Below are 13,163 nucleotides of genomic sequence, written 5' to 3' on the forward strand. Positions count from 1 at the left end.
TATGCTATAACGTCGCTAAACGTGATAGACTACTCATAATTTCATCTATCCTATCAGAAAGTGCGCTTCGGTGAAAATATCTTCATCGGCTCTCATCGTCCCGACTTGCTGTTGAATAAGGCTTCACTTACTCTCTTTCCCAATTTTATCTATGAATGACTTCATTATAATTGATTTTTTTAATAAATCAACCCTATTTCCAAAAAAAGTCTCATAAAAATAAATGATTAAAGAATAAAAAAGCGATCATTATAAATTATACTAACCAATATCAAGAATTTTTATACTATTAGAAAAACTGATAAAAGATAAAATCGTCAAAGATTTGTTTTAATTTATGATTACTTCTCGTAGTAACTAATAATAGCTTATAAAGAATCATAGATTTCAGGAGTCATCTTAGCCAAAATTGCTAGCACTAATTCCTTAGCACTGATAAAGTCTTCATAAGCTACGAAACCATAATGAGTATGAGCATAACGAACTGGAATCCCTACGACGATCGTTGGAATTCCTTGATTAGCCAGATGATAGACACTTCCGTTCGTGCCACCACCCTTACGAACAGACGTTTGAACTTTAATTCCCAAGTCTTTAGCTAAGTCTACCGCCCAATTCTGGAATCCAGGGTGCGTAATCATTGACACATCGAAATTACGTAGCATTGGCCCTTTGGTTAAAGCGGATTGGATTTTGTAATCTGCTGTAAAGGTATCATCAGCCGGGCAACCTTCATAGACAATCGCTAAATCTGCCTGTAATTGGTTAATAGCTACTTTCGCGCCTCGAGTCCCTACTTCTTCCTGCGTTGTTAGGACGCCTTGTATCTGAACTTGACTCTCATCGACTTGATCTTGAAAATCTTTCATGGTCTCTAACAAACAGGCACAACCAATACGACAATCAAAGGCCTTCCCCAATAGCACAGACCCATCCTGTAATTCTTCAAAGGAAACATCTGGCACAACCGGATCTCCTATCTGAATTCCCAATGCAACGGTCGCATCGTAAGAAGAAGTTCCCACATCAATGACCAATTTATCCATCTCCAAAGGAGCCTTTCTCTCGGCATCCGTCATAAAGTGAGGAGGCGTACTCGCAGTAATCCCTTTAATTTTTTGACCGGAACGTGTTCTGATGATCACCGTATGAGCCGGAACATTGCTTGTCACCCATCCTCCAACTGGTAAAAAGTCCAACATACCGTTCGGACGGATAGCTTGAACAATAAAGCCTACTTCATCTTGGTGAGCATCTAATAAAACTCTGACTTTTTGATCGTTAGTGGCCTGATTTTTGTAATTAATAAATAGGTTTCCCATTTTATCATGTCGGGTAGTTGCGAAGTCTGCTACATAATTTTCTGCAACTTGACGAACTTCTTCTTCAAAACCAGAAACACCAAAAGCATTCGATAAATCTTTAATAATCATATTTTAACCTTCTTTCATAATCTAAATCATAACATCCTAGACCTCAATGTCAATGTTGCCAATATTCATTAACAAGCTCAAACTCGGTCATCAACGTCATCACATTCAATATAAAAGACCTCCAAATGTTAGATTTTGGCCTAACTGACGGAGGTCAATCCCATGACTAGTACTCTTCTAATTATTCGATGCTAACATATTTTAAATGGATCCGACCGATTGGATCAGGACGCATTCCTTTAACGGTATCTTTTAACACATAATTATTCTCATTATAGTAAATTGGAATAACTGGCATTTCTTCCATTATGATTGCTTCCGCTTCATGGAGCAATTGATTCCGTTTATCCCCGTCAGCTTCGCTATTAGCTTCATCTAATTTTGCTTTAAAGTCGGGATTTTCCCAACCCGTATCATTATTTCCTGTTTGACTCGTACGATACATACCTAAGAAAGAGCTAGCATCATTATAATCTGCTGCCCATCCCATCCGTGCCACTTGATAATCTAAAGATTGTACCTTATCAAGATAAACTTGCCACTCTGAGTTATCAATCTGAGTATTAATTCCAAGATTACGAGCCCAATTTTCTTGGACATATTGAGCAATCGTCGCATGGGCTTCACTGGTATTGATGGATAGATTAATTGTTAATTCAGCTGGATCCTTCATTCCCAATTCTTCTAAGCCTTTAGCAAGATAAGCTTTAGCCTGTTCTAGATCACCATCCTTGAAGTAATCTCTTTCCGATTCAAAACTTGGAATTGTTGGTGGGACTAAACCTGTCGCTGGAATATGCGCACCATGCATCACATTTTCAATTAATCCTTGACGATCAATAGCTAATGCAAGTGCCTTACGTATATTTACATTGCTCATGACAGGGTCTGAGATATTACACTTATACCAATAAATCGCAGAGTAAGGAATTTTTTGCAATTCACCTGATTCTTGGAATACTGGTAGATTCTCTAAAGAAATAGTTCCAAAAGGTGATCCTAAATAATCAAGATCTCCACTCTGATACATGGTACTAGCAGTTGACTCCGATTCAACAATTTGAACATTCACTTGATCCAATTTAACTTGATCTTTATCCCAATATTGGTCATTCTTGCTCAAGGTATAATCACTATTATGATTCCAACTTGATAAAACAAAAGGACCGTTAGTCACATAGTCTTCTCCAGCCTCCATTGCCCAATCTGGGTTACCTTCAACCACCTTCTGGTTGACTGGAGCAAATACATAGTGATTAATTAATTCAGGAAAATAAGCCACCGGATGGGCTAAAGTTACCTCAAAGGTTAAATCATCGACTGCTTTAATTCCCACATCCTCTAATGAACCTTCACCTAAACTATAGGCCTCAGCTCCTTTGATATCAAAAAACAAATTAGCTCGTTGAGCCACTTTTTCAGGATCTAACATTCGTTCCCAGGCATACTCAAAGTCTGCCGCTGTCACAGGATCCCCGTTAGACCATTTAGCTTCTGCCCTCAACTTAAAGGTATAAACCAACCCATCTTCACTGACTTCCCACGATTCCGCTGCCCCCGGGACTACTTCCCCTTCATTATTCATCTCTGTTAGATTTTCAAAGACATTATCAATAATAACTCCTGAGGTCGTATCCGATGAAAGACCGGGATCAATTGTTGGCGGTTCAGCACCTGTTGATAAATTAAGAACCTTATCTTGAGCCAAAGCTGTTGAAGGTGCCAATAATTGACTTAAAGTCAATAAAGTAAGACCCATTGTTTTTAAGAACTTCTTCATAATATACCCTCCTACTAATACTTCGTTAATTATTAAAGGATTATATCACAGCTAAAGTTCATTTGTCTAGTTATAATTTAATCTTATTTTAATAAAAATTATAAAATTTCACTGTTTAAAAATAGAGGCCATAACGGTTAAGTTATAGCCTCTAACATTTATTAAACTCTAAATTGTTTATGGTTCCTAGAAGCAAACCAAGCACAAACCTAAAATTTTACAGATCTGGATTATGATAAACTGGCGTATTCTTTAACAATTCAACCATCATTTGATCGGTTAATTCCTTCCATTTATCTATCATCTTTTGAGCACGTTCAGCTGAACTTTCAGTAAGATACTTAGATCGCTCTTCAGGATCTTCAATCGATGAGGCTTTTTCATCACTAGCCTTTAAGTCTTCAGCCATCATCTTTCTTGCTTCATCTTTTGCAGGTACGATAAAATCTTCTTTTAAGAGGTCATAGTTTTGATCCATTAATGCACCAGCGAGACGGAAAGTCCAATAAGCACCACCTGATGAGAAATTCGTGTCTCCCATACGGTAAGCTTCTGGCGTTTCAGTGATACCTGAGTAGAAAGGCACATAAACACTTGATTCAGGTTGCCCCATATTGAGCCAGTGAACCCCTGCAATATCATTTGGTAGATCTTGACGAATTTGAAGGATATGTGATTCCATTGTTTGAGGAACACTTGCTGGTCTTAGAGTACTTTCTTGGTTAGTACGATAATCATAGTCTGTACCTTCAAAATGAGAGGAGAGTACTTTTTCAATATCTTCAATGTCCATTTTTTCATCTGCTTTCATCACGAATGGGAAATCATAAGATTCTAGATCTTGTTCAACGCTTGGTGTGAGTAGTTTTTGACCATACCAAACACGAGGATAATTATAGACTTGATCCTCTTCAGTATCCGTACCATAGGCTTTTTCAAAGCTAAAAGTGTCTCCTTCTTTATAACGATTAGCTTCTTGAGCAACCTTTAAAACATCCTTCGAAGCCATAAAGTTTTCTTTATCTTCAAGATTCACTTCTTCAATTACAATTTGATTAGCAATCACGGCATATGAGTCATCTGGAATTCGTTGAGCTACCCATTGGTGACCAGTCGCGATTTCCATATACCAGACTTCATCTTTATCTGAGAAGATAACACCATTACCCTCAGCAGCACCTTTTTCTTCAACAATCTTTCCTAATCGTTCAACCCCTTCACGGGCAGATTTAATATAAGGTAATACTACAGCATTCAAGCTATCCTCTGCAATACCATCTTCGACCAAAGGATCAATGTTTAATACATCATCATTGGCTGATAGGGATTCTGTTCCGGACATAGCCACGCCTTCAGAGTTTATCCCTGCTTCGTCAAAACTTCCTTCTGACTCATCACCTTCCGGAGTAGCAGTTGTCTTAAAACGTTCTTGTGGTAACTCCACTGTAAAACCATTACCCTTTGACACATACTGAGTTTCTTCGTTTTGTCCCCCCGGACGAACCACAAAATATTTTGGCCATGCCGCCGACATATCTTCATTTCGAGCAATCATTGTTGAACCATCCACGGTAGCATTTTTACCAACAATAACACTCGTACAAGCCTCAGCAAAAGGAACCGGAAGCACTGTCATCACTAATAAGCTACTAACCAATGATTTTCGATATCTCTTAAACTGTTTCATTTTGAATCCTCCTATTATTTAAAAAAAGCCAATTAACATCGCTCTACGCTGGTGTTAATTGGCCTTTTATATCGAACAAACAATCTTATTTATCCTATGGGTCTAAAAATATTATTGAATAATCGTTGCTGCCCCATCTTCGATGAAGGCTTTCAAGTTTTCAAGCGAGGTGATGACTGCTTGACCTCCTTGAGTATTTTCCACAAATTGAATAGCAGCTTCAACCTTCGGTAACATCGAACCAGGTGCGAATTGATTTTCTTTAATATATTCCTTCATCTCGTCGACCGATACGGTTTCCAATTTCTTTTGATCCGGTTTGTTATAGTTCACATAGGCATAATCAACACCGGTTAAGACGATGAATAAGTCCGCACCAAGATCGTTGGCTAATTTTTGGGAAGCGAAGTCTTTATCGATAACGGCTTCAACACCCTTTAATTGCCCATCTTCTTCAATAACGGGCACACCGCCACCACCAGTTGCAACTACCACATGGCCTGCATTCACTAGGCTTGAGATGGCATCTAATTCTTTGATAGCCACTGGTTTTGGTGAAGCGACAACTTTACGCCAACCCCGACCCGCATCTTCTTTAAAAGTAGCATCGGTCTTAGCCATTTGTTCCTTGGCTTCTTCTTCGGTGTAGAAAGGACCAATTGGTTTCGATAAGTTACTAAAAGCAGGATCTTCTTTATCGACAATTACTTGCGTTACAACAGAAGCCACTGTCTTATCGATGCCTTCTTTGGCCAATTCATTTTGCATGGCATTTTGTAACCAATAGCCAATTGAACCTTCAGTCATGGCAACCAAGCTGTCCAATGGGAAAGCTGGGTTCTTTTCAGAATCTGCTGCAATATTTTGTAAGAGCAGGTTCCCTACTTGAGGACCATTTCCGTGTGTAATAATGAGTTCGTGCCCACTCTTAATCAAGTGAACTAAGTAGCTTGCCGTATCTTCTAAGGCTTTCTTTTGTGCTTGGGCAGATGGATCCGAAGATAGGATCGCATTACCCCCTAAGGCTACAACAATTTTTTTCTTTGACATAAAACTCCCCCTTAAATTATTTAGTGATCAATGCCTTTAGAGCATTCGCATAGATTTCCATGGTTTCATAGAAATTCTTTAAAGGCATATGTTCATCAACCTGGTGCATGGTATCTTCTACACCTTCTTGAAGCGCTCCAAAAGCAACACAATTCTTCATTGTACGAGCAAAAGTAGCACCACCCGATGAAATCGGTTCAGTCATGTCTCCCGTAAGCTCACGGTAAACAGCTAATAATTTAGTCACCAATTCAGAATCAACAGGAACATAAAGAGAAGCTAAATAGTCAAATTCTTGATAGCTTAACTCATAATCCTTAGCGAAATCCGATAATGTTTTAACTAACTGATCTTTATCGGTCTTAACCGGAATTCTTAAATCCAGTCCTAGCTTAGATTCATGATCATTAATTTCAAGATTAGCCACATTACATGTTAATTTACCAGAATCTTCATCTTCCACTTTTCCAAAGATTTTTTCTCCCGTCACATCTTGTGCCAAAGTATCAGCAACAAACTTAAGAATTGGATGATCTACTTTTGTAGATAGAGCTTCAATCAAGTGACTTAAGGCATTATCCCCATCTAATGAATCTTTTGAGTGAACAGATACGCCTTTTACGGTTAGGTGATCCCCATCTAATTCATATTTATAAGCTTTTTTATCAAGTTCTTTCGCTAAATCTTCAGCGAATTCTCCTTGATAAGCAGCCTTATCTGGAACGACATTAAAGGCACCTGGATTTGAAATATGAAAATCTTTACTACCAGGACCTACAAGGTGCAATTGAAGCAGACCTTTTTCTGCATAAGTTAATGGAAAAGCAGAGTCTGGAACAATACCCATGGTAACTGCCTCTTCTTTTTCATTATAGCGGTTTAAACAGCGCCATAAGGTCTCTTCATCTGTCCCAAAAATAAATCGTACACGTTGGTTTAATTCATACCCTTGATCAAGCAATGCTTTAAAAGCGTACAAAGCAGCAATAGATGGCCCTTTATCATCTTGTGTTCCACGACCATATAATGCATCACTAGTCCGGATCATTTTAAATGGATCATTGGTCCAATCAGAGGGGTTGCCTACAGGAACTACATCTAGATGGCATAAGACACCAAATAGTTCCTCACCTTGACCCATTTCAGCGTAGCCATAGTATCCTTCAGGATCAATGTAAGTCTTCATTCCTAAGGATTCACACGTAGCCAATGCTCTTTCAAGCATACGCTGTATATCTTCGCCAAAAGGTGTTTCACTAGCACTTTCATCTAAGACAGAGGGAATAGCTATCCATTCTTCTAAGGTTTTTAAGGCTTCTTCTTGAACGGACTGAGTTAATTTATATTCCATAATACTCCCCTTTCAATTGATTAAAACTAAACTATACTATACTATACTATATTGCTAAATACGCTCCAGCTAATAATAAAACAAGACAAACTACAAAGACAATGATGATTAACTTCTTCATGAATTTCCACCATGTACCTATTTCAATATTAGCAATGGCTAAAGCCCCGACAACCACTCCAGATGTTGGTGTAATCAAGTTCACAATACCTGAAGCACTTTGGTATGCTGTAACAACGATCGAACGAGCAACATTGGCAAATTCGCCAAGCGGAGCCATAATCCCCATTGTTGCTGCAGCGAGTCCTGAAGTTGAAGGAATCAAGAAGGACATTGGAATATAGAAAATATAAGTCAATGTCGTAAAGGCCCACTTAGGCAAGTTAGCTAGAGACATTTCACCCCAGTGAAGTACCGTCGCTGTAATTTGACCATCGTTCATTACAACTTGGATACCACGAGCCACTGCACAAATTAAAGCCACTGAAATTAAGTCAGTAACACCATTAATAAATACTTCTACGAAACGACTTTCATTCATCTTATAGTATAAAGCAATAATCACTGACATCATGAAGAATAATACAGAGATCTCAGTTAAATACCAAGTACCAAATGGAATCAATGATTTACCAACTAAAGCACCAATGATAGGAAGTCCAGTAATCCAATTTGTTAAACTTTCAAAGAAAGTCCAATTTTCGTTTAAATCTCCCCAAGGGATTAAAGCTAAAATCATTAAAACGAAGGTAAGCATGAAGATAATTAAAACACCTTTTTGTTTACCAGTTGGTGCTGGAGCATCTTCTTCAACAGCCCATTTTTCTTTATCTGATTCAATATGATCTGCAATATAAGAATTTCGTTTTGGATCTTCCATTACTTTTTTAGCATAGCTTGACACATACCAAGCACCAATCACATAGGTAACAGCAAAGAAAATTAAACGAAGAGCCATACCATCAGCGGTAGAGATACCCGCCATATCAGAAGCAATTACGGTTGCGAATGGGTTAACAGTAGAAGATAGAACCCCAAGTCCAGAACCAACTAAGACCACTGCCACAGCCACTAAGGCATCCATTCCTACCCCAACCATCAAAGGAATCAATAGTGGATAGAAGGCAACTGTTTCTTCAGCCATCCCATAAGTTGATCCACCAAGGGCAAAGACAAACATCAATACCCAGATTAAAATTGATACATTTTTACTATTATTTTTAATTAATGAAGCAATTCCCGCGTCAATGGCACCGGTTTCATTAACAACTCCAAGGAAACCACCTACCATTAAAATAAAGAAGGATACTTCTAGCGCACCGGGTGTCGAATCAGTTCCTAGAAAACCACGAATTGGTGCTGAAAATAAGTCCCAAAAGCCTTGAGCTGTTTTTTCTACAGTATGATAAGTCCCTGCAATAAAATTCCCATCAGCATCTACATCATAAACACCCGAAGGGATAATCCAAGTTAAAATAGCTACAACGGCTGTAATAATAAATAATATGGTAAAGGCATTTAACATTTTGCGTTTTTTAGGTGTTTGTTCAACCTGATTTGTATTCATGTCAGACATATTATTTCCTCCTTAACTTTAAAAAAATCCGGTCATAGCTTATGACCATAACCGGATTAATATGTCATTTTTTATAGGCAAATTATACTTTAGGGATGAACAAGTTACCATTAGTAACTGCCATCACTGCTTTAATTGAGTGCATACGGTTTTCAGCTTGTTGGAATTGACGAGCGTGATCGCCGTTGAAGACATCATCAGTTACTTCCATTTGATCAATACCAAATTTATCTTTCATTTCTTTACCATAGCGAGTTTCAGTATCGTGGAAGGCTGGTAAGCAGTGTAAGAAGATCCAGTCTTTGTTTTCGATCTTATCTGTTAATTCTTTATTAACTTGATAAGGTTGAAGTAATTTGATACGTTCTTCGAACTTATCTTCTTCACCCATCGATACCCATACGTCTGTATAGATAACATCTGCATTCTTCACGGCTTCTTCAACATCATCTGTTACACGAACAGTCGCACCAGATTCTTTAGCATATCCTTCAGCACGTTTAACGATTTCTTCATCAGTAAACAATTCTTTAGGTGCAGCAATCGTTACGTTAACACCTACTAAAGCTCCCATCACGATCAAGCTGTTAGCCATGTTATTACGACCATCACCACAGTAAACCAAAGTTTTACCTTTTAATTCACCGAATTCTTCTTTAATGGTCATAAAGTCTGCGATCATTTGAGTTGGATGCCATTCGTCGGTCAAACCATTCCATACTGGAACGCCAGCATATTTACCTAATTCTTCAACGTCTGTTTGTTTAAATCCACGGAATTCAATTCCATCAAACATTGATCCTAATACAATGGCTGTATCCTTAACAGATTCTTTCTTACCCAATTGGATATCATTAGATCCCATAAATTCTGGAGCAGCTCCTAAATCATTAGCTGCAACTGTAAAGGCAGAACGTGTACGTGTTGAAGTCTTTTCAAAAAGTAATACAATATTTTGACCTTTTAGGTATTCATGTGGGATATGACGTTTTTTCAAATCTTTTAAGTGAATTGAAAAATCAATCAAATATCTTAATTCATCGGGTGTAAAATCAATTTCTTTTAAAAAGTTTTTTCCTTGGAACATGGGCATTCTCCTATCTATTTTACTGACTTAGCGACTAAAATTTTTCACGAACTAATGGCATTGACATGCAACGAGGACCACCACGACCACGAACTAATTCGCTACCTTCGATTTGGTGAATCTTAACGCCTGCTTTGCAAAGTAGATCATTAGTAATGACGTTACGGTTGTAAACCACAACTTCACCTGGCGCAATAGCTAATGTGTTAGCTCCATCATTCCATTGTTCACGAGCACCGGCAACAATTTCGCCACCACCGCAACGTAATAGAGAAACTTGGTCAACACCTAAAGCTTTAGCTAAGGTATCTTCTAATTTACCTTCCATTTCATCCACTTTGACATCGTCTCCATTTGGAGTTAAACGAATAACTTTCAATCCACCTTCGATTTCTGGGTGAATGGTAAATTTATCATGGTCAATGTGGGTAAATACCGTATCTAAGTGCATGAATTTACGATTGTTAGCAATTAAGAAAGCATAAACTTCTTTATAGTCTGTTTCTTTAAATAAACGTTTAGCTAATTTCAAGATTGAACGTTTATCAGTACGTTGTGAGATACCAACAGCAAGCACTTGACTAGATAGTACTAATTCGTCCCCACCTTCGATACGAGTAGATTCTTCACGGCTATAGAAGCGAGGAGTATCCTTATATTCTGGGTGGAATTCAAAGATATATTTTGCATAAAGTGTTTCACGATTACGAGTATCTGAGTACATATGGTTAATTGTTACACCATTACCAATTGTCGCAAATGGGTCACGTGTGAAGTAAAGGTTTGGCATTGGATCCACTGCAAATGGATAATCTGCATCAAGGTCATCTAAAGCAGTTGTTTTCACATCTAATTCAGATTTCTTGAAACCTTCCATGGATTTTAGAACCATATCGAAAGTATCTAAAGCTAATAATTGTTCACGAACAGCTTGATATTGTGGTCCTTCTGCAAGTCCACATTCTGCCATCCAATCGTCAACAAATTGTTCTTTAACGCCACCTGCATCGATTGCTTCTGCAGCTAATTTTTCAAGGTATACTGTTTCAATACCTTGATCTTGTAATGTTTTAGCAAAGTTATCATGCTCTGCTTGAGCTGCTTCGAGATAAGGAATATCATCGAAAAGTAAACGATCTAGGTAGTCTGGCATTAAGTTTTCTAACTCTTTACCTGGACGGTGAAGTAAAACCTTTTTTAAACGACCGATTTCAGAAAATACTTGAATATTTGACATTCAAATTCCTCCCTTTAATTGATATATTCATTATAACTCTCAGCGGAAACCGCTTGCGTTAACGATTTCACATCAACAAAACCAATTGATCACATTTTATTAGTTATTGATTTCATAAAAAGAATGCGAAACAAACGACATAACCAATGTAAGATTAATCACATTGGTTATGTCGTATTGATCACATATTATTTAGGATACTTAACAACTAAATGAAGGTCATCTAATTGGTCTTTAGCAACGTTATTTGGTGCATCGGTTAAGAGGTCCTGTCCACGTCCAGTCTTAGGAAAAGCAATAACTTCTCGAATATTAGGCTGTCCAGCTAAAATCATCACTAAACGGTCCAATCCTAATGCTAATCCTCCATGTGGTGGGAAGCCAAATTCTAGCGCATCTAATAAGAAAGCAAATTGACTTTGAGCTTGTTGCGGTGTAAAACCTAACAACTCAAACATCTGATCTTGCATCTCACGCGTATGAATCCGAATCGATCCACCCCCAACTTCGTAACCATTTAAAACAATATCATAAGCTTTAGCCCTTGCTTGATCTGGGTGTGCCTTCAACTCAGCGACATCTGGATTTTGAGGTGCCGTAAATGGATGGTGCATAGCTACATACCGGCCAGCTTCCTCATCATATTCAAATAAAGGCCAGTCGGTCACCCATAAGAAAGCTAATTCTTGTGGATCATAAAGCTGGTGTTCCTTGGCTAAGTAGCTTCTTAAAGCCCCCAAGGAATCCGCAACCACTTGTTTCTTATCTGCCACAAAGAATAAGATGTCACCTATTTTAGCATCTAATCGTTCTTTAATCAAGTCCTGATCTTCATTAGATAAAAACTTAGCAATTGGCCCATTAAATCCTTCTTCAAGTACCTTTGTCCAGGCTAAACCTTTTGCTTTATAAGGCTTAACAACGTTAAACAAAGCATCCGCCGTCTTACGAGTATATTCGTCCGCTTTTCCCTTAAGATTAATCGCCTTAACTTGGCCACCCGCCTCAACTGCACTCTTAAAGACACCAAAATCACTGGTAGCCGCAAAATCACTCAGATCAGTTAGCTTCATATCAAAACGAATATCCGGTTTATCAGATCCATATTCATTCATCGCTTGGTCATAAGTCATTGTTGGGAAAGCTTCATTAATTTCTATTCCACGGGTTGCTTTCACCACTTCCTTCAACATGGCCTCAACCCCTGCTTGAATCTCTTCTTGTTCCAAGAAACTTGTTTCTAAGTCGACTTGGGTAAATTCAGGTTGACGATCACCTCGTAAATCCTCATCTCGGAAGCACTTCACAATTTGATAATAACGGTCAAATCCAGCACCCATTAACAATTGTTTAAATAACTGTGGGGATTGAGGTAGAGCAAAGAACTTGCCCGCATTTTGCCGAGTGGGAACCAAATAATCACGAGCACCTTCGGGAGTTGATTTCGTTAGGAAGGGGGTTTCCACATCGATAAAACCTGCATTATCTAGATAATGACGAATAGTCTTGGTGACGACATGTCTTAAACGGATATTTTCAAAGACTTGATGGCGTCTTAAATCAAGCATTCGATATTTCAGACGTACTTCTTCATCGGTATCAATATTATCTTCAATATAAATAGGAGGTGTTTTAGCTTTCGCATGAATGATCAGTTCTGTCGCCATCACTTCAAATTTTCCAGTTGGAATTTTTGGATTAATTTGATCTTCCGCCCGATATTGAAGCTCCCCTGTTATCTCGATGACATATTCAGACCGCAACTTGTCCGCTGCTAGGAAATCTTCAGCTGATAGCTTGCCAGAGTTAAATACCACTTGGCAAAAACCTTCGCGGTCACGCAAGTCAACAAAGATGACTCCTCCTAAATCCCGTCTTTTTTGAACCCATCCTTTGAGGGTAATTGTTTTTCCTACCCATTCATCACTGACTAAACCACAATAAACTGTTCTTTTTGCCATA

Annotated in this window: 9 protein-coding genes; all 9 read right to left on the minus strand. The window is 38.3% G+C overall.

The window, feature by feature from the left end; translation table 11 throughout:
* Positions 1 to 368 precede the first annotated feature (368 nt).
* The 9 genes from HMPREF9706_RS02460 to aspS all read right to left on the minus strand — a co-directional run bounded on the left by HMPREF9706_RS02460 (position 369) and on the right by aspS (position 13,162).
* Complete coding sequence (locus tag HMPREF9706_RS02460) at positions 369 to 1,433, minus strand: M42 family metallopeptidase (protein ID WP_006907784.1); 1,065 nt, start codon at positions 1,431 to 1,433, stop codon at positions 369 to 371.
* 181 nt (positions 1,434 to 1,614) lie between these two features.
* Entirely contained in the window at positions 1,615 to 3,213 is a 1,599-nt protein-coding gene (locus tag HMPREF9706_RS02465) for a peptide ABC transporter substrate-binding protein (protein ID WP_006907785.1), read from the minus strand.
* Between the two features lie 217 nt (positions 3,214 to 3,430).
* On the minus strand, positions 3,431 to 4,900 hold the full coding sequence (locus HMPREF9706_RS02470; protein WP_006907786.1) for a C69 family dipeptidase: 1,470 nt from the start codon (positions 4,898 to 4,900) through the stop codon (positions 3,431 to 3,433).
* 111 nt (positions 4,901 to 5,011) lie between these two features.
* A complete protein-coding gene (arcC, locus tag HMPREF9706_RS02475) occupies positions 5,012 to 5,950 on the minus strand; it encodes a carbamate kinase (RefSeq protein WP_006907787.1) in 939 nt (312 codons plus the stop codon).
* Positions 5,951 to 5,966: 16 nt separating this feature from the next.
* Positions 5,967 to 7,301 (minus strand): M20 family metallopeptidase, encoded by a 1,335-nt coding sequence (locus HMPREF9706_RS02480; protein WP_006907788.1) that lies wholly within the window; start codon positions 7,299 to 7,301, stop codon positions 5,967 to 5,969.
* 46 nt (positions 7,302 to 7,347) lie between these two features.
* Entirely contained in the window at positions 7,348 to 8,877 is a 1,530-nt protein-coding gene (locus tag HMPREF9706_RS02485) for a YfcC family protein (protein WP_006907789.1), read from the minus strand.
* Between the two features lie 82 nt (positions 8,878 to 8,959).
* Entirely contained in the window at positions 8,960 to 9,964 is a 1,005-nt protein-coding gene (argF, locus tag HMPREF9706_RS02490; RefSeq protein ID WP_006907790.1) for an ornithine carbamoyltransferase, read from the minus strand.
* 34 nt (positions 9,965 to 9,998) lie between these two features.
* The gene (gene arcA, locus HMPREF9706_RS02495) at positions 9,999 to 11,201 is read right to left on the minus strand and encodes an arginine deiminase (protein ID WP_006907791.1); all 1,203 of its coding nucleotides are present in this window, start codon (positions 11,199 to 11,201) and stop codon (positions 9,999 to 10,001) included.
* Positions 11,202 to 11,389: 188 nt separating this feature from the next.
* Positions 11,390 to 13,162: an aspartate--tRNA ligase gene (gene aspS, locus HMPREF9706_RS02500; RefSeq protein ID WP_006907792.1), complete on the minus strand. Its 1,773-nt coding sequence runs from the start codon at positions 13,160 to 13,162 to the stop codon at positions 11,390 to 11,392.
* Position 13,163: the final 1 nt, after the last annotated feature.

The organism is Facklamia hominis CCUG 36813 (genome assembly GCF_000301035.1).
Classification (GTDB): Bacteria; Bacillota; Bacilli; order Lactobacillales; family Aerococcaceae; genus Facklamia; species Facklamia hominis.

Coding starts and splice junctions, on each gene's coding strand:
- HMPREF9706_RS02460 (WP_006907784.1), bottom strand. CDS start 1,433: ATGATTATTAAAGATTTATCGAATGCTTTTGGTGTTTCTGGTTTTGAA.
- HMPREF9706_RS02470 (WP_006907786.1), bottom strand. CDS start 4,900: ATGAAACAGTTTAAGAGATATCGAAAATCATTGGTTAGTAGCTTATTA.
- HMPREF9706_RS02485 (WP_006907789.1), bottom strand. CDS start 8,877: ATGTCTGACATGAATACAAATCAGGTTGAACAAACACCTAAAAAACGC.
- arcA (WP_006907791.1), bottom strand. CDS start 11,201: ATGTCAAATATTCAAGTATTTTCTGAAATCGGTCGTTTAAAAAAGGTT.
- arcC (WP_006907787.1), bottom strand. CDS start 5,950: ATGTCAAAGAAAAAAATTGTTGTAGCCTTAGGGGGTAATGCGATCCTA.
- HMPREF9706_RS02480 (WP_006907788.1), bottom strand. CDS start 7,301: ATGGAATATAAATTAACTCAGTCCGTTCAAGAAGAAGCCTTAAAAACC.
- argF (WP_006907790.1), bottom strand. CDS start 9,964: ATGTTCCAAGGAAAAAACTTTTTAAAAGAAATTGATTTTACACCCGAT.
- aspS (WP_006907792.1), bottom strand. CDS start 13,162: ATGGCAAAAAGAACAGTTTATTGTGGTTTAGTCAGTGATGAATGGGTA.
- HMPREF9706_RS02465 (WP_006907785.1), bottom strand. CDS start 3,213: ATGAAGAAGTTCTTAAAAACAATGGGTCTTACTTTATTGACTTTAAGT.